We start from the raw sequence: 21,307 nt of genomic DNA, 5'->3' as shown, positions 1-21,307 counted from the left end.
CAAACAAAATTAACCAATCTTACGTTATATTTGTTAGCATATAAACTTACGAAATTCTAATGGATACTTCTCTTTTAATTGGCATTACTGCCTTGTGTACCTTAATTTTTGGTTTTGTTATCGGTTATCTTTTATCAAAATTAAAAGTTAAACAACAGTTAGCAGATTTAGAAAAAAAAATAACAACTCAACAAATAAATTCTTCTAATTTAGAAATTCAAAAAACTGAGATCCAAGGTCGTTTTACTGATAAAGAAAAAGAAACTGTAGAAATCCGTAGAGAAAAAGAATTCTTAAATATTGAATTAGCTAGAAAAAATGAAGAATTAAAAAACCTTCAAATAAAGCTTAACGAAAACAAAATTGAAGTAGAAAAACTACAAGATAAATTTACCAAAGAGTTTGAAAACTTAGCTAATAAAATTTTAGATGAGAAGTCAAGTAAATTTACTGAGCAGAATAAAGAAAATATTAAAAACATCTTACATCCGCTTCAAGAAAAAATAAAAACTTTTGAAGACAAAGTAGATAAAACACATAAAGAAAGTATTGATTATCACTCAGCTTTACGTCAGCAAATTGTTGGTTTAAAAGAGTTGAATTTACAAATGAGTAAAGAAACTATCAATTTAACAAAAGCTTTAAAAGGGGATAATAAAATTCAAGGAAACTGGGGAGAATTAGTTTTAGAGCGTGTTTTAGAAAAATCTGGTTTAGAAAAAGACAGAGAATATTTTGTACAACAGTCTTTTACAAATGATGAAGGCAAACGTGTTTTACCCGATGTTGTGATTCATTTACCTGATAACAAAAAAATGATTGTCGACTCTAAAGTTTCACTAACTGCTTACGAACAATATGTAAATACAGATGATGATTTAGAGAAAGAACGTTTTTTAACAGCACATATTAATTCTTTAAAAAGACATGTAACACAGTTATCCGAAAAAAAATATGAAGATATTTATAAAATTGAATCTCCAGATTTTGTATTACTTTTTATACCTGTCGAACCGGCATTTGCTATTGCCTTAAATCAGGACAATTCATTGTATAATAAAGCATTTGAAAAAAATATTGTTATAGTTACGCCAACTACGTTATTAGCTACTTTACGTACAATTGATACCATGTGGAACAACGAAAAACAACAGCGAAATGCATTAGAAATAGCCAGACAAGCAGGCGCTTTATATGATAAATTTGATGGATTATTACAGGATTTAATCGGAATAGGAAAAAAAATAGATGCCTCTAAAGATGATTACAACGCTGCAATGAACAAGTTGGTAGATGGCCGTGGTAATCTTATAACTAGTGTTGAAAAATTGAAAAAAATGGGCGCAAAAGCTAAAAAAGCATTACCAGAAAATATTATTGAAAGAGCCCAGGAAAAAGAATAATTATTTTTTTAAAAATTACTATTTTATTTTAAATGGGTTAAAACTTATATTATTACCGTTAACACATATTCTTTTATCATTTTAAATTTGAAGTATTAATAATCAGTACTGTTTTAGTACCTAAAAATAACTATTATGAATTCAGATACAAACGAAGGAAAGTGGAAACAAATAAAAGGAGAGTTTAAAGAAAAAGTAGGTGAAGTAACAAACGATAAATCAACCCAAGCTGAAGGTTCTTTAGATAAAGTAATTGGTCAGATTCAAGAAAAATATGGCGAAAGTCGTGAAACTATTGAAAAAGAAATAAAAAGTTGGTAATACCTCTTATATTTCATTCAAACAAAAAAGCATCAAGTAATTACTTGATGCTTTTTTACGTTTAATTATATTATTAATATTACATTACGAATAACCTTTTATCGTGCATTAAATCGTATACCTTCTCTCCTACTTGCTTTAAAACGTCTTCGTTTCCTACATTTGTTAACGCCTCGTCTATTAAATCTACAACAGTTTGCATGTCTTCTTCAACCAAACCACGCGTAGTTATAGCTGCTGTACCAACACGAATACCAGAAGTTACAAACGGACTCTGAGTATCGAAAGGAACCATGTTTTTATTTACTGTAATATCTGCTTTACCTAATGTATCTTCACCCTCTTTACCTGTAAGGTTCTTATTACGTAAATCAATTAACATACAATGGTTGTCTGTTCCTCCAGAAATAATGTCGTATCCTTTAGCAACAAAAGCTTTCGCCATTGCACTAGCATTTTCTTTTACTTGTAATTGATATTCTAAAAACTCGTCAGTTAATGCTTCACCAAAAGCAATTGCTTTTGCTGCGATAACATGCTCTAATGGTCCACCTTGATTTCCTGGGAAAACCGCAGAGTTTATCAATGTAGACATTTTCTTTAATTTTCCTGATTTTAATTTTAATCCAAACGGATTTTCAAAATCTTTACCAATCATAATCATTCCACCACGCGGCCCACGTAACGTTTTGTGCGTTGTTGTTGTAACAATATGACAATGTGGTAAAGGATCAGATAAAATTCCTTTTGCTATTAAACCTGCCGGATGAGAGATGTCTGCCATTAAAATAGCACCAACACTATCAGCAATTTCCCTAAATTTTTCAAAATCCATATCACGAGAATATGCCGAAGCTCCTGCAATGATTAATTTTGGTTTATGTTCTTTTGCTTGCTGCTCTAAATGATTATAATCAATTTTTCCTGTAGCTTTATCTACACCATAAAAAACAGGATTGTATAATTTACCTGAAAAATTTACAGGAGAACCGTGAGTTAAATGTCCTCCATGCGATAAATCGAAACCTAAAATAGTATCTCCAGGATTTAAACAAGTAGCAAAAACAGCTGTATTTGCTTGTGAACCAGAATGTGGTTGCACATTTACATATTCAGCGCCAAATAATTCTTTAGCTCTATCAATTGCAATTTGCTCTACAATATCTACCACTTCACATCCACCGTAATAACGTTTACCAGGATATCCTTCGGCATATTTATTAGTTAAAATAGAACCTTGCGCTTGCATTACTTGTTCGCTCACAAAGTTTTCAGAAGCAATCAACTCTAAACCATTTAGCTGACGTTCTTTCTCTTCTTGAATTAAATCGAATATTTGATGATCTTTTTGCATCTTGTGTGTTGTTAAATAAGTAACCAAAAGTACTAATTTTATTAATTAATTTTTATGCAATTCTTATCTTATTTTAAACAGAAATTAACTTCTTAATTATTTCTATAAAATTTATAAATTCTTATGCTGATATTGGTTTTAATTGAAAAAAATATGTAGGTTTGATTCTAAAATTAAACACAACTACTTCGATGAAAATAACTGCAAATAATCCTAATAGAAAATCTTGGTTAAATGTTGAAAAAAACTCTGATTTTCCTATTCAAAATATTCCTTTCGGAGTATTTATTACGAAAGATGATATTATAACAATTGGTACAAGAATTGGTGATTTTGCTATTGATTTAGGAGCTTTACATCAATTGGGATATTTTGAAGGGATTCCTTTAACAGATGATATTTTTTTACAAGACACATTAAATGACTTTATTGCTGACGGACGTAAAACATGGCGTTTAGTTCGTAATAGAATTGCTGATATTTTTGATGTTACTAACGGCAAATTACGTGACAAGGCAGATCATAAAGACAAGATAATTTTTAGAATGGAAGAAGTTGAAATGCAACTTCCTGTGGCTGTTGGTGATTATACCGATTTTTATGCAAGTAAAGAACATGCTACCAATGTTGGTTCTTTATTCCGTGATCCTGAAAATGCATTATTACCTAACTGGCTTCATATACCTATTGGTTACCACGGTAGAAGTTCTTCTATTATTCCTTCTGGAACACCTGTACGTCGTCCTATCGGACAACAACGTCCTAGTGAAGGAAGCGATACTCCAAATTTTGGACCTTCAAAATTATTAGATTTTGAATTAGAAATGGCGTTTATTACAACGGTAGCCAACGATTTAGGAGATAGAATTCCTATTGAAGATGCTGATGAATATATTTTTGGATTGGTTTTATTTAATGACTGGTCTGCTCGTGATATTCAGGCTTGGGAATATGTGCCTTTAGGGCCATTCTTAGGTAAGAGTTTTGCGTCAACGATTTCTCCTTGGATTGTTACTTTAGATGCTTTAGAGCCTTTTAGAGTTGATAACCCGAAACAAGTACACGAACCTTTACCGTATTTAAAGAAAGAAGGTAAAGATAGTTTAGATATTAATTTACAAATGGCTATTAAGCCAGAAGGTAAAGAAGAAACAGTAGTTTGTAATTCAAACTTTAAATATATGTACTGGACAATGGCGCAGCAATTAGCACACCATACCGTAAACGGATGTCCGGTAAATGCTGGTGATATGATGGGTTCAGGTACAATTTCTGGACCGACAAAAGACAGTTTTGGTTCTATGTTAGAATTAACTTGGAGAGGTCAAAACCCAATAAAAATGAATGATGGTTCTGAACGTAAATTCATAAACGATCATGATACAGTTATTATGAGAGGTTATTCTCAAAATGATGATGTTCGTATCGGTTTTGGTGAATGTACTGGTAAAATTTTACCTGCAATCGAATAATAAATAAGACATAAATATTAAGTATAAAAAAGCCATTTCGTTTGAAATGGCTTTTTTTATATCTGTTTTTTATTCTTCTTCCGGTGGTGGATGCCCAAAAATATCTTCATATATTTCATCGAAATTAGAACGTAAATGAGAGTTTAATTTCTTTCTATAATCATCTTGTAACCAGTCAATAAAATTGTGAGTGCTTTTACATATACATTTAGAGTATCTGTGAATTCTATCATCTATCTCTCCACCTAGTTTTTTTGCTAAAATTAAAGCATCAAAAACATCTTCACTATTTTCTACACAAATTTTACCATGGTGTTCAATCGATTTTTCTAATACTTTCTTAGATGATTGACCTGCTTGAATAGTATCGATATATACTTTTTTCACATCAAAATATATATCTTCTGATTTAGAAAACTCTTCCCTAACATCAGCAGGTAATTCATATCTAAACTCACTTTCTATATCTTCATCAGACAATAAATTATCTAGATAAAAATTTGGAGCCCTAAACATTTTATGCCAATCTAAATCTGCTCCCCAAGGTCCAAAACGATGAAAATTGTTACCTAAATCAATAACATTAAAATCATTTTTACCTTTTAAGATACGAGATCCTCTACCAATCATCTGGTAATAAAGTGTTAATGATTTAGTAGCTCTGTTTAAAATAATAGATTTTACAGTAGGCTCATCAAAACCTGTAGTTAAAATACTTACAGACGTGATTATTGCATTTGGAGTTTTATGAAACCATTTTAATATAAAATCACGCTCCTTTTTTGTGTTCGTGTTATCTAAATGTGCAATAGGATATCCTGCTTTTTTAAACGTATCATATACGTGAAGCGATGTGTTAATTCCGTTATTAAAGATTAACGTTTTAGTACCTTTTGCACGTTCTTCGTAAGCTTGTAAAAGCTTCGATAACATGTCTGTATTAGTATATAAATCTTCAGAAGATTTTACGGTATAATCTCCGTTTGCTCCTATTTCTAAAGATGTTAAACCTACATTGTAAGAAAATACATTCGCTCTTGCTAAATATTCGTTTTGTATTAAAGTACCAATACTTTCACCAGCAATTAAATCATCATAATTGTCTTTCATTGGTAGCTTAATATTCGAACTTAAAGGCGTTGCTGTAACACCCAATACGAATGACTTATCGAAAAACTTAAATAACTTGGTGAATGAGTTATAATGCGCTTCATCAATAATAACCAAACCAACATCCGAAATATCTAACATATCGTCATTTAAACGATTGTTTAATGTTTCAACCATTGCAACAAAGCAGTCGTACTTATCTTGATCATCTAAATCAGCCTTACTATCAATAATTTTATTACCAACACCAAACTCTCCAAGCATTTTTGCAGTTTGCTTGCATAATTCAATACGGTGTGTCATTATTAACACCTTTTTATTGTAATGCTTTATAAACTGACGGGTAATTTCTGAAAAAATTACAGTCTTACCTCCTCCTGTTGGTAATTGATATAATAGGTGATAATTTTCAGGGGCATTTTCAAAACTTTTAAAAATTTTAAACAATGCTTCTTTTTGATAATCGTATAAATTTTTTCCTTTGGTTTCTTGTGTAGTTGTAATATCGTTGCTCAATTTTGTGCTTTTTTGTAAAAAGCAAAAATACGACGTATTTAAAGAAGTTTTGTTAAAAACAGGAACTATTTTAGAACTTTCTTAAATCGATTTGGGCAATTTCGTAGTGAGAAGCATGTGCAACTACCTCTTCGTTTTTAACAACTAACAACTGAGGAGATTCGTGTAAAACTTGAAACTCATACCCTATTTCGCTAGATATTTCTCGGTACGATAACAAATCTAAATAATAGATTTTAAAATCTTTTAAACTCTCATCAAAACTACTTACAAACCTTTTAATTACCATACTACTTATACCACATCTTGTTGAATGTTTAAAAATAGCAACGGCTTCTTTTTTAGATTGAGCCTTAATTTCTTTAAGTTGTTCTATTGATGTTAAAGGAATCCATTTTATAAAAGATTCTTGCTTTTGTTCTTTTTCTTCTTTATTTCCAAAAATTGAATTTAATATTCCCATAATTATTTTTTTAACGTAGTCGATATCTTATATTAAAACTTTCAAGTTGCCAAAAAGTCAGTAAAAAAAAGAACTTAAGTGACTTTTTGTCTTTCTTTTCTCACCGAAATCAAATGGTATTACTTTTGATTTACAAATGAAAAAATAAATGATATGAATATAAACAATTATACAATAAAATCACAAGAAACCATACAACAAGCACAACAATTAGCGCAAAGTAATGGTAATCAGCAAATAGAAAATGAGCATATTTTTAAAGCCTTATTTACGGTTGATGAAAACGTGTTACCATTTATACTAAAGAAACTCAATATTAATATTAATGTTGTGTTACAAATTTTAGAGAAACAGTTAGAGAGTTTTTCTAAAGTTTCGGGAGGTGATTTAATGCTTTCTCGTGAAGCAAATAAAACACTAAATGAAGCAGCTATCATTGCACAAAAAATGGAAGATGAGTATGTTTCTATAGAACATTTAATTTTAGCTATTTTTAAATCTAAAAGTCAAATTTCTCAAGTTTTAAAAGATCAGGGAGTTACCGAAAAAAGTTTAAAAGCAGCTATTGATGAATTAAGAAACGGAGAAAGAGTTACTTCTCAAAGTGCAGAAGAAACTTATAATTCTTTAAATAAATATGCTAACAATTTAAATAAATTAGCACAAGACGGTAAATTAGATCCTGTAATTGGTCGTGACGAAGAAATTCGCCGTTTATTACAGATATTATCACGTAGAACAAAAAATAACCCCATTTTAGTAGGTGAACCGGGAACTGGTAAAACAGCAATTGCCGAAGGTTTAGCACATCGAATTATTCGTGGTGATGTTCCTGAAAATTTAAAGAATAAAATTATTTACTCTTTAGATATGGGGGCTTTAATTGCCGGAGCAAAGTTTAAAGGAGAGTTTGAAGAGCGCTTAAAATCTGTTGTAAAGGAAGTAACAACATCCGAAGGAGATATTGTTCTTTTTATAGATGAAATTCACACCTTAGTTGGTGCTGGTGGTGGACAAGGCGCTATGGATGCTGCCAACATTTTAAAACCTGCTTTGGCTCGTGGTGAATTACGTGCAATTGGTGCCACTACCCTAGATGAATATCAAAAGTATTTTGAAAAAGACAAAGCATTAGAACGTCGTTTTCAAAAAGTTATGGTTGATGAACCAGATACAGAAAGCGCTATTTCTATTTTGCGAGGAATTAAAGACAAATACGAAACACACCATAAAGTACGTATTAAAGATGATGCTATTATTGGTGCTGTAGAATTATCGCAACGTTATATCACTAATCGATTCTTACCAGACAAAGCTATTGACTTGATGGATGAAGCGGCTGCGAAATTACGAATGGAAATAAACTCTAAACCAGAAAATTTAGATGTTTTAGATCGTAAAATAATGCAGTTAGAAATTGAAATAGAAGCTATTAAACGTGAAAATGATGAAGTTAAATTAAAATCTTTAAATGCAGATATAGCTAATTTTAAAGAAGAACGCAACGAAATTAATGCTAAATGGCAATCAGAAAAAGCTGTTGTAGATGCTGTTCAGCAATTAAAAACTGATATTGAAAATTACAAATTAGAGGCTGATAAAGCAGAGCGCAATGGAGATTATGGTAAGGTTGCAGAATTACGTTATGGTAAAATTAAAGAAGCACAAGTGTTGCTTGAAACACAGCAAGAAATATTAGAAAACCAAAGTGAAAATGCTTTAATTAAAGAAGAAGTTACTTATGCTGATATTGCAGAGGTTGTAGCAAAGTGGACAGGTGTTCCGGTTACTAAAATGTTACAATCTGAGCGTGAAAAATTATTAAAATTAGAAGATGAGCTACACAAACGAGTTGTTGGACAAGAAGAAGCTATTGAAGCTGTTGCAGATGCCGTTCGTCGCTCTAGAACAGGATTGCAGAACCCGAATAAACCTTTAGGAAGTTTCTTGTTTTTAGGAACTACCGGAGTTGGTAAAACTGAACTTGCAAAAGCATTAGCAACATATTTATTTGATGATGAAAACGCTATGACAAGGATAGATATGAGCGAATATCAAGAGCGTCATTCTGTAAGCCGTTTAGTTGGTGCTCCTCCTGGTTATGTTGGTTATGACGAAGGTGGTCAGTTAACTGAAGCTGTTCGTAGAAAACCGTATTCTGTTGTACTGTTAGATGAAATTGAAAAAGCACACCCTGATACGTTTAATATTTTGTTACAAGTTTTAGATGAAGGTAGATTAACAGATAATAAAGGACGAGTTGCTGATTTTAAAAACACCATTATTATCATGACGTCTAATATGGGAAGTGAAATTATTCAAGAAAAATTTGAGAATTTTAAAGGTGATATTCACACCACAATGGATTTAGCAAAAACAGAAGTTTTAGGTTTACTAAAACAAACTGTGCGTCCTGAATTTATTAATAGAATTGATGATATAACCTTGTTTACACCGTTATCAAAAGAAGATATTATACAAATTGTAGAAATACAATTAAACAATGTTAAAAAAATGATAGCGTTACAAAACATCACTTTTGATGCAACAAACGAAGCTATTGCTTATTTAGCTGTTAAAGGATATCAGCCCGAATTCGGAGCAAGACCTGTAAAACGTGTAATTCAAAAAGAAGTGTTAAATCAATTATCTAAAGAGATTTTAGCAGGAAATGTAACTACAGATAGCATTATTTTATTAGATGCTTTTGATAATAAACTAGTTTTTAGAAATCAATCTGATTTAATAGAAAATTAGAAGTTTGTTTATTATAGTTGATTGAAAGCGGTGTTTGAAAAAACACCGCTTTTTATTTTTAATTATATTCGCATCATAAATAACTTATCATGAAAAAATATCTTTTAATTTTTACTGCTACTCTTGGTTTATTATCATCTTGCGCACTAGAAGAAACCAATACAACTTATTACTTAATTCGTCACGCAGAAAAAGACAGAACAGATAAGTCGAATAAGAATCCTAATTTAAATAAAAAAGGAAAAGAACGTGCTAAAAAATGGAGCGAATACTTTAAAGATATCAATTTAAATGCAGTCTATTCTACAAATTACAACAGAACCATACAAACTGCAAAACCTACAGCAGATAGCAAGAAACTAGATATTATAAATTACGATCCTAGCAATATGTTTTCTAAAGATTTTGAAAAAGAAACGACAGGAAAAACAGTTTTAATTGTTGGTCATAGTAATACTACTCCGCAGTTTGCAAATAAGATTATAAAATCAGAAGTTTACGAATCGATGGACGACAATGATAATGCTAGTTTATTTATAATTTCATTAAAAAAATCATTCAGAAACAAAACTACATCTATCAAGAAGATAACAGTTGATTAGTCTGTAAAAAACAAAACTAATACTTTATATTTGTTATTAAAATACATGAATAACAGCTGATGCAGAAAAAGATAAACATACAAAATAAAAAAGCTCGTTTTGAATACGAGATCATAGATAAATATACTGCCGGAATTCAACTTACAGGTACAGAGATAAAATCGATACGACATAGTAAAGCTCGAATAACTGAAAGTTTTTGTGAATTTAATGAGCAAGGAGAACTTTTTATTATCAACATGTATATTGAAGAATATTCTTTTGGTAATCATTTCAATCACAAAACAACGAGTGAACGTCGTTTGTTATTAAACAAAAACGAGTTAAAAAAGTTAGAAAGAGAAGTTGAAGCTAAAGGAAACACGATTGTGCCTTTAAAACTTTTTATAAATGATAAAGGTTGGGCTAAATTAGATATTGCTTTGGCTAGAGGTAAAAAGACGCATGACAAGCGCCAAACAATGAAAGATAGAGATAGTAAAAGAGATTTAGCTAGAATTAAAAAAGATTTTAATTAATGACTATTCTTAACACCATATTAAATATTATACAATGGAAAAGATTATTATACTTTTCTTTTATTATTTTTTTAGCTAAATTTTGTTTTTTATTTGGTTTCGGTTTTGAAACTATTTTGTCATTTTTTGATCTACTTCTCTTTACAGTTTCATGTACACTTTTATATGCCTCAACCTATTTATTATCTTTTTATTACCATAACAAAACTAAAAGAAAAGATTTTAAAAAAATAGAATTAACCTCATTTTTGTTTGTTTTTACAGCTATAATATTAGGTGTTTATTTTTCATTTAAAATCGATAATTTATATTTTTCTATTGTTTTTTTTATAATTTCATTGTTGGTATTTACGTATTCTAAATACTCAAAAGAAAACTCTTTTACTCGTTATTTAGTAAAATCTTTTGCCATCCCCATAACTGTTATTTTTGTTTTGTGGTTAGATGAACCTGTTAATCTTAATAACACACAATGGAATTTATTTTTTAAACTTCAACTGATAATTGTTGTTTATATACTACTATCTTTTTTAAATACTTTAACAGAAGAAATTATAAAAGGCATAAAAAATATAAATAAGGATAACATAAAAAAACTTAAAACATTACCGATTCTTTTAGGCAGAAAAAGAGCTAAACGGATTGCATTAGCCATGATGTTTACTTCTGCTCTTTTAATAACTTATTTAGCTTTATATTTTATAAAAATAAAATTCTTATTCTTTGCTGTGATTTTATTTAATTGGCTTCCTAGAGTATACTTAATCTATTCTTTAATAAAATCATCAACAAATAAAGACTATAAGCTTTTATTAAAAAAAATGAGGTATTTGCACTTTTTTGGTTTGTTAGGTATAGTTTCAATTGCTTATTATTTTAAATATGTTATCTAAAAAAATATCAAATTACAATATAATTTTGGCTTCAAATTCACCCAGAAGACAAGAGTTAATAAAAGACTTAGATGTTCCTTTTACAATAAAAATAAAGGAAGTTGAAGAGGTTTATCCTTCTCATTTAAAAGAACATGAGATTACAGATTTTCTTTCTGACTTAAAATCGACACCTTTTAAAAGTGAGTTATCTGAAAAAGATCTTTTAATAACTTCTGATACTATTGTGTGGTCTAACGACAAAGCACTTGGCAAACCTAAAGATTACGCAGATGCTTTTAAAATGCTAAAAGAATTATCTAACAACACACATAAAGTTATTACTTCTATATGCATTACCAATAAAAAGTTTAAAAAAGTAATAAACGATACTACAACTGTTACCTTTAAGCACCTGACGGATGATGAAATAGCTTACTATATTAATACTTATAAACCTTTTGACAAGGCAGGAGCATACGGAATTCAAGAATGGATTGGTAAAATAGCAATTACTAAAATCGAAGGAAGTTATTTTAATGTTATGGGGTTTCCTGTTCATAAACTTTATAAAGAATTATCAAATTTGTAAGATTATTTTTTTTTAAAAGATTATTTTTGACACATACAACACACAATATATACTAATGAAAAAATATACATATACCGAGAAAAAGGATACCCGATCTGGATTTGGTGATGGTTTAACTGAATTAGGAAAAACAAACCCTAATGTAGTTGCACTATGTGCAGATTTAACAGGGTCTTTAAAAATGGGAGACTTTAAAGATAATCACCCAGAACGTTTCTTTCAAATAGGAATTGCTGAAGCTAATATGATTGGTATTGCTGCAGGCTTAACTATAGGAGGTAAAATTCCGTTTACAGGAACTTTTGCAAACTTCTCTACAGGTCGTGTTTACGATCAAATTCGTCAATCTGTAGCTTATTCAGATAAAAATGTAAAAATTTGTGCATCACATGCAGGATTAACATTAGGTGAAGACGGTGCAACACATCAAATATTAGAAGATATTGGTTTGATGAAAATGCTGCCAGGTATGACTGTTATAAACACTTGTGATTATAGTCAAACTAAAGCTGCAACACTTGCTATTGCTGATTATGAAGGGCCTGTGTATTTACGTTTTGGAAGACCAAAAGTACCCGTTTTTATGACTGATGAGCCTTTTGAAATAGGAAAAGGTATAAAATTAACTGAAGGAAATGATGTAACAATCGTTGCTACAGGTCATTTAGTTTGGGAAGCTTTACAAGCAGCTGAGCAATTAGAAGAAAAAGGTATTTCTGCGGAAGTAATAAATATTCATACAATTAAACCTTTAGATGAAGATATTATATTAAAATCTATCGCAAAAACAGGTTGTATTGTAACCGCAGAAGAGCATAATAAATATGGAGGTTTAGGTGAAAGTGTAGCACGTTGTTTAGCTACCAATACTCCTACTCCACAAGAATTTGTAGCTGTAAACGATAGTTTTGGTGAATCTGCAACTCCAGATCAATTAATGGAGAAGTATGGTTTAAATGATAAAGCCATAATTAAAGCTGTAAAAAAGGTTATTTCTAGAAAATAATTTTTATTATTCAATAACACCAAAGCATCATTTATAAAAATGATGCTTTTTTCTTTTGCTAAACTCAATAATTTTAAAATTAATAAGTTTTATATACTATACTAAAAATCAATAAATATGAAAAAAGTAATTCTAGTAGTATTCCTTTTAATAGGAACACAATTAACTCAAGCTCAAATACAAGGAGGTGTCAAAGGAGGTATTAATTACAATTCAGATTCTTTCTCTGACGTAAAAGATGATGTTTTTGAAGGTGCAGAGAGTAAAACAGGTTTTCATGCAGGTGCATGGTTGCGTTTTAATCTACCGCTAACAGGTTTATATTTAAGACCAGAAATTGTATATACCCAATTAAGCAACAAGGTAATTTATAAACAAAATACAGGAAGTATTCAGAATAGAACTACTACCTATGAATTTCAAAAAATAGACATACCTGTTTTAGTTGGAATGAAGTTTTTAAAAGTAGCACATGTATTTGCAGGACCTTCTTTTCAATATATTTTAGATTCTGATTTTGATATTGCTGATTTAAAGCAGGTAGATTCTGATGGTTTTTCTGTTGGTGTTCAGTTTGGTGCTGGTATTGAATTAGGTAAATTAGGTTTAGACGTTCGTTGGGAAAGATCTCTATCTGATACTGAAGCTAATTTTGTTGATTCTAGTGTTGGAGATGTAAATTTTGATACTCGTGTAAATCAAATAATTGTAGGTCTTTCTTACAGATTTTAAAATGTAGAATAAGTATAAAAAAACCGAAGCTTAAAAGCTTCGGTTTTTTTATACTATATAATTAAAATTATTATCTAATATCTCTATTTAAATAATCTGGAACAGTTGGTTTATTTGGGTCACTAAAATCATTTCTAGGATCTCCATCACCGTTAGCATCTTCATCTTTTGTTAATTTACCATCTCCATCATCATCTTCATCTAAGTAGTTTGGTCTTCCGTTACCATCCGTATCATCATTTCTAGGGTCTCCATCACCATCAATATCTTCATTTATAGAAGAAACATTGTCTTGATCATCATCTGTACCTTCTACAAAATCCCACAATTCAATAGTAAACATTAAATTTGAGTTAGCTGAAATACTAGGTCTTGTTACATTTCTATATCCTAAACCTGAAGGTATAAATAATATACCTCTACCTCCTTTATCAAAGTTTATCTGCTCTCCATCTTGAGTGATATTATTACCACCTTTAAAATGAACAAAACTATATGTCCAACCTCTTATTACCTGACTTAAAGATAACCATGTAGTATTTGCATCGAAATTAGAGCTTATACTATTTGCATTTAAAATTCTTTGACCGCTATACTTTGCGTACACAGAATCCATTACTGAAGGGAAACCTTTATCAATATTTGGTTCTCCTACATTTTTTATATAATAATAAAGTGTATAATCAACATCGCTTTCTGTAACCTCTTTAGTTTCTAGTTTAGTATCGTCAAATAAAGAAACTTGGTTGTCATCTATAACCTTAACTATATCTAAATCACTATCATAATAATTGTTTTTTAAAAACTTAACCAATGAATCATTGTCAATAATAGCTTGTGCTTCGTGGTCAAAATTATCAACAAAAGAGTTGTTATTATCGCTTCCACAAGAATATAAAACTGCGGCAACAGCTACAGTGTAAAATAAGTGCTTAAATTTTATCATTTAATTCTGAAATTTTAACCTGCAATTTACCATTTTTATACCTTTGTAAAAAACAAAAAGATAAAATTTAACTTTTTATATGAGAATAGATAAATATTTATGGTGTATTCGCTTTTTTAAAACACGTAGTATCGCTACAGATACTTGTAAAAAAGGACATATTAAAATTAATGGAACCAACTTAAAACCGTCTAAAGAGATATTCGGAAATGAAGAAATAACCATTCGTAAAAATCAAATTAATTACAAAATAAAGGTTTTAGATATACCGACAAGTCGAGTTGGTGCAAAATTGGTTGATTTATATAGAAAAGATTTAACTCCAAAGGAAGAATTTGAAAAAACAGCCTTGTTAAAATATTCTAAAGATTATTATCGTAAAAAAGGAGCTGGAAGACCTACTAAAAAAGATCGTAGAGATATAGATGATTATAGTACAGATTCTGAAGAAAATGATATTAATTTGTAATATATTTAACCTTTAAAATAAATAGCATGACAGTATCTGATAATATTATACTAGATAATTTAGAAGTTGAACAAAAAATTCGTCGTATTGCTTTTCAAATTTATGAAAGCAATAGTAACGAAAAAGAAATTATAATTGCTGGAATCGTTGATAACGGCTATTTATTTGCTGAAAAAATATATACAATTTTATCAGAAATTTCACCTTTAAAAATTCAGTTGTGTAAGGTTTTTATTGATAAGAAAAATCCTATTAAGGCAATAACAACTTCTTTAACTAAAGATGAGTATAAAAACAAGTCTTTGGTTTTGGTTGACGATGTTTTAAACTCAGGCACCACATTAATATATGCTGTAAAACATTTTTTAGAGGTTCCTTTAAAGCGCTTTAAAACAGCTGTGTTGGTAAATAGAAATCATAAAAAATATCCTGTAAAAGCAGATTTTAAAGGTATTTCACTCTCTACCTCTATTAAAGAGCATGTAGTGGTAGAATTTAATAAAAACAAAACGCTTGTTTATTTAACGTAATAAAGCATTTAATTCTGTAACAATTATATCTGTTTTTTTATCATCTACAGTTATTTTATAATTTGATTGATTATAAAAATAACTTCTTTCAAATAAGTGTTTCGCTACAAATTCTGCTAACTCATCGTTTTTTAGTCTAGCAACTAAAGGTCTTTGACTTTTCTCAGTTATTAACCTTGTTGCAATTGTAGTGATACTAGCTTTTAAATAAACCGCAACAGTATTTATAGAGTCTTTTATAACATCCATATTACTTGCATAACAAGGCGTACCACCACCTAATGCTAAAATAATATCATTTTTTAAGGTTAGAATCTCTTTTAAATATAGATGCTCTTGTTTTCTGAAATAGATTTCACCTTTTGTTTCAAAAATTTCTGAAACAGACATTTCCTCCTTTTCTTCTATATAATTGTCTAAATCAATAAAAGAAAAGTTCTTTTTTTCTGCCAATAATCTACCAATTGTAGATTTACCACTCGTCATATACCCTACTAATACTATTTTCATAAACTAATAATTAAGCTGTTACAAATATCCGTAAAAAATATCATAAAAAAGTTTTTTAGATTTAAAGAACAGTTGTATATTTGCAACCGCTTTCGGAAGGAAGCAATGACCTGGTAGCTCAGTTGGTAGAGCATCTCCCTTTTAAGGAGAGGGTCCTGGGTTCGAGCCCCAGCCCGGTCACAAAAAAGTTAAGCATCTGCTTAACTTTTTTAGTTTACGCACGTATGGCGGAATTGGTAGACGCGCAGGCTTGAGGGGCTTGTGTTCGTAAGAACGTGCAAGTTCGACTCTTGTTACGTGCACACATAAAACTATAAATATTTTAAAAATATTTATAGTTTTTATTTTTAGCTGATGTTTGTGATGTTCATTTCACAATTTATTAACTAGTTTAAGTTCAATTATTCTTATTTTTACCACATGCAAAAAAAATACTTATCTCTTATAGTACTAATACTTATATCAAGTATTGGTTACTCACAAAGTCAAAAACTAAAAGGTCAGGTTATTGACGCTGATACTCAAAAACCATTAAGTGCAGCACATATTTTAAATTTAAACACCGTTACTGGTACAATTACAAACGAAAAAGGAATTTTCGAATTAACATCAAAAGCAAACGACACTGTTTTAGTTTCGTTTATTGGGTTTTCTTCTATAAAATTAAAAGTAACAAATGACCTTTTAAAAGGAAATGAAGTTGTTATTTCATTAAGAGAGAAACCTGAAGAAGTTAAAGAGGTTGTAATTAAATCTACAGAACTTATAGGGGTTTTAGAAGTGGATGTTAAACAGGTTCCTAAAGATCGTTTTTCTAGAATTCACATAAATGGATTGCCACAAACTTATGAAATAGGAAAACCACAAAAAATATCATCTCCGATAGCTAAATTGTTAAATCCTGTTGATTTGGTTTATAACCTCTTCGGAAAAAAACCAAAGCAACTTAAAAAGCTTAAAAAGTTAAAAAAAGAAGACGATTTACGTAAAATGCTTGCTGGTAAGTTTGATAGAGAAGTAATGATGGAATATCTAGAAATGGATAGACAAGAATTAAATAAATTACTTACAGATTGTGATTATTCAGAATATTTTATAAAAAAAGCAAGTGATCTTCAAATGATTGAAGCTGTGTTAAACTGCTACGAAAACTACAAAACACAAAAGAAAGGTAAAATAGAAATAGATAGAATACCTGAAAACAGGAATTAATAAAAAAAAGCAGCAAGAAATTGCTGCTTTTTTTATGCTTTTATTTCAATCAAAATAAGTAAATTTACAGCTTAACAACACACACAAATACGACAACACAATGATTCATTTCTTTGGAAACGTTAGCAGCAAAATATTTGCTGTTCAAACAACAAAAGAATTATCTACAGAAACTATTTCAAAACTTACCTGGTTATTTGGCAACCAATCTAAAATAAATACGACGTCTCTCGACGTCTTTTTTGTTGGTCCACGTGCCGCTATGATTACACCTTGGAGCACCAATGCTGTAGAAATAACACAAAACATGGGTATTTCTGATATCATCAGAATAGAAGAATTTGAAGTGGTTTTAGAAGATTTTTCTGATTTCGACCCAATGATTTCTCAAAAATATAACGGTTTAAATCAAGATATTTTTACGATTGATATTCAACCAGAACCTATTTTAAATGTTGAGGACATTGCGGCTTATAATAAACAAGAAGGATTAGCTTTAAGCACTGAAGAGGTTGAATATTTAGAAAGTGTTGCTACTAAAATAGGAAGAAAATTAACCGATTCTGAAGTTTTTGGATTCTCTCAAGTAAATTCAGAACACTGTCGTCATAAAATATTTAACGGAACTTTCGTTATCGATGGCGAAGAGATGCCTACTTCCCTATTCAAATTAATAAAAGAAACATCAAAAAAATTTCCTAACGATATTGTTTCGGCATATAAAGATAATGTTGCTTTTGTAAAAGGTCCTAAAGTTGAGCAATTTGCACCAAAAACAGCAGACAAACCAGATTTTTACGAAACAAAAGAATTTGATTCTGTAATTTCAATAAAAGCAGAAACACATAATTTCCCTACAACGGTTGAGCCTTTTAATGGCGCTGCAACAGGTTCTGGAGGAGAAATTAGAGATAGATTGGCAGGAGGAAAAGGTTCTTTACCTTTAGCTGGTACTGCAGTTTATATGACCTCTTACTCTAGATTAGAAGAAAATAGATATTGGGAAAATAAATTTGAAGCTAGAGATTGGTTGTACCAAACTCCGATGGATATTTTAATAAAAGCTTCTAATGGAGCATCTGATTTTGGAAATAAATTCGGACAACCATTAATTACGGGTTCTGTTTTAACTTTCGAGCATGAAGAAAATGCTGCTTCTAGCGATGCTAAACCTAGAAAACTAGGTTTTGATAAAGTGATTATGCAAGCTGGTGGAATTGGTTATGGAAAAGCTGAGCAAGCATTAAAAGACACACCAAATGAAGGCGATAAAATAGTTATTCTTGGTGGTGAAAATTATCGAATTGGTATGGGAGGCGCTGCAGTTTCGTCTGCAGACACTGGAGAATTTGCTAGTGGAATCGAATTAAACGCAGTACAGCGCTCTAATCCGGAAATGCAAAAACGTGCAGCAAATGCTGTTCGAGGAATGGTAGAAAGTGAAGAGAATTTTATTGTTTCTATTCATGATCATGGTGCTGGTGGACATTTAAATTGTTTATCAGAATTAGTAGAAGATACTGGTGGTAAAATCAATCTAGATAAATTACCTGTTGGAGATCCTACTTTATCAGCAAAAGAAATTATCGGAAACGAATCTCAAGAACGTATGGGATTAGTAATTGCCGAAAAACATATAGATACTTTACAGAAAATTGCAGAACGTGAGCGTTCTCCAATATATACTGTTGGAGAAGTTACAGGAAACGATCGTTTTACTTTTGAATCTGAAACTACTGGCGAAAAACCAATGGATTTAGCTTTAGAAGATATGTTTGGATCTTCTCCTAAAACCGTTTTAACTGATAAAACAATTGTAAGAAATTACAAGAATTCAAGATATAAAACTAAAAATTTACAAATCTATTTAGAACAAGTTTTACAACTTGAGGCTGTAGCTTGTAAAGATTGGTTAACCAACAAAGTAGATCGTTGTGTTGGTGGTAAAGTTGCCAAACAACAATGTGTTGGTCCGTTACAAATTCCGTTAAATAATGTAGGTGTTATGGCCCTAGATTATAAAGGGAAAGAAGGCGTTGCTACTTCTATTGGCCACTCGCCTATTTCGGGATTAATTCACCCAGAAGCAGGAAGTAGAAATTCTATTACCGAATCTTTAACCAACCTTATTTGGGCACCTTTAAAAAATAATTTAGCTTCGGTTTCTTTATCTGCAAATTGGATGTGGCCTTGTAAAAATGAAGGTGAAGATGCACGTTTATATAAAGCGGTTAAAGCAATTTCAGAGTTTTCTATTGATTTAGGAATCAATGTTCCTACAGGAAAAGATTCTTTATCAATGAAACAGAAATATAAAGACGGAGAAGTAATTTCCCCTGGAACTGTTATTATTTCTGCTGCCGGTAACTGTAGTGAAATAACTAAAGTTGTTGAGCCTCTTTTAAAAGTTGATGGCGGAAATATTTATTATATCAATATTTCTCAAGATGAATTTAAATTAGGAGGAAGTTCTTTTAACCAAGTATTAAATACCATTGGTAATGAAGCTCCGGATGTAAAAAATTCAGCTTTTGTAAAAAATACGTTTAATACGATTCAAGATTTAATTAAAGCTGATAAAATTTCAGCAGGGCACGATGTTGCTTCTGGTGGATTGATTACAACTTTATTAGAAATGTGTTTTGCGGATGTTAATTTAGGTGCCGATTTTGATATTTCTGCTTTAAATGAAGAAGATTCTATTAAAGTATTATTCTCTGAAAATAGCGGAATTGTTTTTCAAGCTGATACTTCAGTAGAACCTATTTTATCAGAAAATAATATTGAGTTCTTTACAATCGGAACAGCTAATGACTCAGGAAAAGTAACTATTAAAAACAACGAAGACAATTTCTCTTTTGATGTTACTGAAATGAGAGATGTTTGGTATAAGACTTCTTATTTATTAGATAAAAGACAAACTGCAAATGGTTTAGCGAAAAACCGTTTTGACAACTACAAAAAGCAACCTTTACAATACACCTTCCCTACTCATTTTACAGGTAAACTACCTGTCACTTCGAGCGAAATTGCGAAACCAAAAGCAGCCATCATCCGTGAAAAAGGATCTAATTCTGAGCGCGAAATGGCAAATGCTATGTATTTAGCTGGTTTTGATGTAAAAGATGTACATATGACCGATTTAATCTCAGGTCGTGAAACCTTAGAAGATATTCAGTTTATTGGAGCCGTTGGTGGTTTTTCTAATTCAGATGTTTTAGGTTCTGCTAAAGGTTGGGCCGGTGCTTTTAAGTACAACGAGAAAGCAAATACTGCTTTAAAGAATTTCTTTAAACGTGAAGATACTTTATCTGTAGGAATTTGTAATGGAGCACAATTATGGATGGAATTAGATTTAATAAATCCAGATCATAAAGTACACGGTAAATTAGTGCATAACGATTCTAAAAAACACGAAAGTTCTTTTACATCTGTTAAAATTCAAGAAAATAATTCGGTAATGCTATCATCTTTAGCAGGAACAGAATTAGGTGTTTGGATTTCTCATGGAGAAGGAAAATTTAACTTACCAGAACCTGAAGAAAATTACAATATTGTTGCCAAATACGGTTATGAAGGCTATCCTAACAACCCTAATGGTTCTGATTTTAACACAGCTATGTTATCTGATAAATCAGGAAGACATTTAGTAACAATGCCTCATATTGAACGCTCTACTTTTCAGTGGAACTGGGCTAATTATCCAGAAAACAGAAAAGATGAAGTTTCACCTTGGTTAGAAGCTTTTGTAAATGCTCGAACTTGGATAGAAGGCTCTAAATAAAACATAAAAAAATCACTTAACTTTTGTAAAAAAAACAACTCTTTATCATAAGAAGATAAAGAGTTGTTTTTTTTACAATAAATTAATTGTTGATTTATACATAGTTTTAGTGATGTATAGAATTTAACATTATTTTTT

At 30.4% G+C, this 21,307-nt stretch carries 19 protein-coding genes and 2 tRNA genes; 16 read left to right on the top strand and 5 right to left on the bottom strand.

The window, feature by feature from the left end; translation table 11 throughout:
* The first annotated feature begins 59 nt into the window (after positions 1-59).
* A complete protein-coding gene (rmuC, locus tag RRF68_RS02790) occupies positions 60-1,403 on the top strand; it encodes a DNA recombination protein RmuC (RefSeq protein WP_315944922.1) in 1,344 nt (447 codons plus the stop codon).
* Between the two features lie 135 nt (positions 1,404-1,538).
* Positions 1,539-1,724, top strand: a complete 186-nt coding sequence (locus RRF68_RS02785; protein WP_315944921.1) for a CsbD family protein — start codon at positions 1,539-1,541, stop codon at positions 1,722-1,724.
* A gap of 79 nt (positions 1,725-1,803) precedes the next feature.
* On the opposite strand, the gene glyA is transcribed toward RRF68_RS02785, so the two are convergent.
* On the bottom strand, positions 1,804-3,078 hold the full coding sequence (glyA, locus tag RRF68_RS02780) for a serine hydroxymethyltransferase (RefSeq protein ID WP_315944920.1): 1,275 nt from the start codon (positions 3,076-3,078) through the stop codon (positions 1,804-1,806).
* Between the two features lie 191 nt (positions 3,079-3,269).
* On the opposite strand from glyA, the gene fahA reads away from it, so the two are divergent.
* The gene (gene fahA / locus RRF68_RS02775; protein ID WP_275315573.1) at positions 3,270-4,550 is read left to right on the top strand and encodes a fumarylacetoacetase; all 1,281 of its coding nucleotides are present in this window, start codon (positions 3,270-3,272) and stop codon (positions 4,548-4,550) included.
* A gap of 69 nt (positions 4,551-4,619) precedes the next feature.
* Here fahA and RRF68_RS02770 read toward each other — a convergent pair whose 3' ends face one another.
* Both RRF68_RS02770 and ytxJ read right to left on the bottom strand, forming a co-directional pair.
* Entirely contained in the window at positions 4,620-6,176 is a 1,557-nt protein-coding gene (locus RRF68_RS02770) for a DEAD/DEAH box helicase (RefSeq protein ID WP_275315572.1), read from the bottom strand.
* Between the two features lie 70 nt (positions 6,177-6,246).
* Positions 6,247-6,639 (bottom strand): bacillithiol system redox-active protein YtxJ, encoded by a 393-nt coding sequence (gene ytxJ, locus RRF68_RS02765; protein ID WP_275315571.1) that lies wholly within the window; start codon positions 6,637-6,639, stop codon positions 6,247-6,249.
* A 153-nt stretch (positions 6,640-6,792) separates the two neighbouring features.
* On the opposite strand from ytxJ, the gene clpB reads away from it, so the two are divergent.
* The 7 genes from clpB to RRF68_RS02730 all read left to right on the top strand — a co-directional run bounded on the left by clpB (position 6,793) and on the right by RRF68_RS02730 (position 13,718).
* Positions 6,793-9,396, top strand: a complete 2,604-nt coding sequence (gene clpB / locus RRF68_RS02760) for an ATP-dependent chaperone ClpB (protein ID WP_315944919.1) — start codon at positions 6,793-6,795, stop codon at positions 9,394-9,396.
* Between the two features lie 89 nt (positions 9,397-9,485).
* Positions 9,486-9,998, top strand: coding sequence for a phosphoglycerate mutase family protein (locus RRF68_RS02755; protein WP_315944918.1), 513 nt, complete (start codon positions 9,486-9,488; stop codon positions 9,996-9,998).
* Between the two features lie 59 nt (positions 9,999-10,057).
* Positions 10,058-10,516, top strand: a complete 459-nt coding sequence (smpB, locus tag RRF68_RS02750) for an SsrA-binding protein SmpB (protein ID WP_218772541.1) — start codon at positions 10,058-10,060, stop codon at positions 10,514-10,516.
* Entirely contained in the window at positions 10,516-11,409 is an 894-nt protein-coding gene (locus RRF68_RS02745) for a UbiA family prenyltransferase (RefSeq protein WP_315944917.1), read from the top strand. Before smpB ends, RRF68_RS02745 begins: the two co-directional genes overlap by 1 nt.
* The gene (locus tag RRF68_RS02740; RefSeq protein WP_275315566.1) at positions 11,399-11,980 is read left to right on the top strand and encodes a Maf-like protein; all 582 of its coding nucleotides are present in this window, start codon (positions 11,399-11,401) and stop codon (positions 11,978-11,980) included. The genes RRF68_RS02745 and RRF68_RS02740 overlap by 11 nt, the downstream gene beginning before the upstream one ends.
* Positions 11,981-12,035: 55 nt before the next feature.
* Positions 12,036-12,986 carry a transketolase family protein gene (locus RRF68_RS02735; RefSeq protein WP_315944916.1) on the top strand — a complete coding sequence of 317 codons (951 nt, stop codon included), beginning with the start codon at positions 12,036-12,038 and terminating at the stop codon, positions 12,984-12,986.
* Positions 12,987-13,103: 117 nt separating this feature from the next.
* Complete coding sequence (locus tag RRF68_RS02730) at positions 13,104-13,718, top strand: porin family protein (protein ID WP_218772545.1); 615 nt, start codon at positions 13,104-13,106, stop codon at positions 13,716-13,718.
* Between the two features lie 70 nt (positions 13,719-13,788).
* Here RRF68_RS02730 and RRF68_RS02725 read toward each other — a convergent pair whose 3' ends face one another.
* Positions 13,789-14,664: an FKBP-type peptidyl-prolyl cis-trans isomerase gene (locus RRF68_RS02725; protein ID WP_315944915.1), complete on the bottom strand. Its 876-nt coding sequence runs from the start codon at positions 14,662-14,664 to the stop codon at positions 13,789-13,791.
* Positions 14,665-14,743: 79 nt separating this feature from the next.
* On the opposite strand from RRF68_RS02725, the gene RRF68_RS02720 reads away from it, so the two are divergent.
* Both RRF68_RS02720 and RRF68_RS02715 read left to right on the top strand, forming a co-directional pair.
* Positions 14,744-15,133 carry an RNA-binding S4 domain-containing protein gene (locus tag RRF68_RS02720; RefSeq protein ID WP_218772547.1) on the top strand — a complete coding sequence of 130 codons (390 nt, stop codon included), beginning with the start codon at positions 14,744-14,746 and terminating at the stop codon, positions 15,131-15,133.
* 26 nt (positions 15,134-15,159) lie between these two features.
* Positions 15,160-15,663: a phosphoribosyltransferase domain-containing protein gene (locus RRF68_RS02715; protein ID WP_275315561.1), complete on the top strand. Its 504-nt coding sequence runs from the start codon at positions 15,160-15,162 to the stop codon at positions 15,661-15,663.
* Here the strand turns inward: RRF68_RS02715 and RRF68_RS02710 are convergent.
* Positions 15,655-16,173, bottom strand: coding sequence for a shikimate kinase (locus RRF68_RS02710; protein ID WP_315944914.1), 519 nt, complete (start codon positions 16,171-16,173; stop codon positions 15,655-15,657). The genes RRF68_RS02715 and RRF68_RS02710 overlap by 9 nt on opposite strands.
* A gap of 107 nt (positions 16,174-16,280) precedes the next feature.
* On the opposite strand from RRF68_RS02710, the gene RRF68_RS02705 reads away from it, so the two are divergent.
* The 4 genes from RRF68_RS02705 to purL all read left to right on the top strand — a co-directional run bounded on the left by RRF68_RS02705 (position 16,281) and on the right by purL (position 21,169).
* A tRNA-Lys gene (locus RRF68_RS02705) sits at positions 16,281-16,353 on the top strand.
* A 38-nt stretch (positions 16,354-16,391) separates the two neighbouring features.
* A tRNA-Leu gene (locus tag RRF68_RS02700) sits at positions 16,392-16,475 on the top strand.
* Between the two features lie 118 nt (positions 16,476-16,593).
* Positions 16,594-17,385: a carboxypeptidase-like regulatory domain-containing protein gene (locus tag RRF68_RS02695; RefSeq protein WP_275315559.1), complete on the top strand. Its 792-nt coding sequence runs from the start codon at positions 16,594-16,596 to the stop codon at positions 17,383-17,385.
* A gap of 100 nt (positions 17,386-17,485) precedes the next feature.
* Positions 17,486-21,169: a phosphoribosylformylglycinamidine synthase gene (purL, locus tag RRF68_RS02690; RefSeq protein WP_315944913.1), complete on the top strand. Its 3,684-nt coding sequence runs from the start codon at positions 17,486-17,488 to the stop codon at positions 21,167-21,169.
* Positions 21,170-21,307 lie beyond the last annotated feature (138 nt).

This window comes from Tenacibaculum sp. HL-MS23, from assembly GCF_032463465.1.
GTDB classification, from domain to species: Bacteria; Bacteroidota; Bacteroidia; order Flavobacteriales; family Flavobacteriaceae; genus Polaribacter; species Polaribacter bernardetii.
The sequence above is the reverse complement of the archived record's forward strand: the minus strand, read 5'-3'. Positions and strand labels throughout refer to the sequence as shown.

Excerpts from the sequence above, each read along its gene's own strand:
- RRF68_RS02695 (WP_275315559.1), top strand. The coding sequence starts at position 16,594 with ATGCAAAAAAAATACTTATCTCTTATAGTACTAATACTTATATCAAGT.
- RRF68_RS02755 (WP_315944918.1), top strand. The coding sequence starts at position 9,486 with ATGAAAAAATATCTTTTAATTTTTACTGCTACTCTTGGTTTATTATCA.
- glyA (WP_315944920.1), bottom strand. The coding sequence starts at position 3,078 with ATGCAAAAAGATCATCAAATATTCGATTTAATTCAAGAAGAGAAAGAA.
- RRF68_RS02720 (WP_218772547.1), top strand. The coding sequence starts at position 14,744 with ATGAGAATAGATAAATATTTATGGTGTATTCGCTTTTTTAAAACACGT.
- RRF68_RS02715 (WP_275315561.1), top strand. The coding sequence starts at position 15,160 with ATGACAGTATCTGATAATATTATACTAGATAATTTAGAAGTTGAACAA.
- RRF68_RS02730 (WP_218772545.1), top strand. The coding sequence starts at position 13,104 with ATGAAAAAAGTAATTCTAGTAGTATTCCTTTTAATAGGAACACAATTA.
- RRF68_RS02735 (WP_315944916.1), top strand. The coding sequence starts at position 12,036 with ATGAAAAAATATACATATACCGAGAAAAAGGATACCCGATCTGGATTT.
- RRF68_RS02725 (WP_315944915.1), bottom strand. The coding sequence starts at position 14,664 with ATGATAAAATTTAAGCACTTATTTTACACTGTAGCTGTTGCCGCAGTT.
- ytxJ (WP_275315571.1), bottom strand. The coding sequence starts at position 6,639 with ATGGGAATATTAAATTCAATTTTTGGAAATAAAGAAGAAAAAGAACAA.
- RRF68_RS02745 (WP_315944917.1), top strand. The coding sequence starts at position 10,516 with ATGACTATTCTTAACACCATATTAAATATTATACAATGGAAAAGATTA.
- RRF68_RS02710 (WP_315944914.1), bottom strand. The coding sequence starts at position 16,173 with ATGAAAATAGTATTAGTAGGGTATATGACGAGTGGTAAATCTACAATT.
- fahA (WP_275315573.1), top strand. The coding sequence starts at position 3,270 with ATGAAAATAACTGCAAATAATCCTAATAGAAAATCTTGGTTAAATGTT.
- RRF68_RS02740 (WP_275315566.1), top strand. The coding sequence starts at position 11,399 with ATGTTATCTAAAAAAATATCAAATTACAATATAATTTTGGCTTCAAAT.
- purL (WP_315944913.1), top strand. The coding sequence starts at position 17,486 with ATGATTCATTTCTTTGGAAACGTTAGCAGCAAAATATTTGCTGTTCAA.
- RRF68_RS02785 (WP_315944921.1), top strand. The coding sequence starts at position 1,539 with ATGAATTCAGATACAAACGAAGGAAAGTGGAAACAAATAAAAGGAGAG.
- rmuC (WP_315944922.1), top strand. The coding sequence starts at position 60 with ATGGATACTTCTCTTTTAATTGGCATTACTGCCTTGTGTACCTTAATT.
- smpB (WP_218772541.1), top strand. The coding sequence starts at position 10,058 with ATGCAGAAAAAGATAAACATACAAAATAAAAAAGCTCGTTTTGAATAC.
- clpB (WP_315944919.1), top strand. The coding sequence starts at position 6,793 with ATGAATATAAACAATTATACAATAAAATCACAAGAAACCATACAACAA.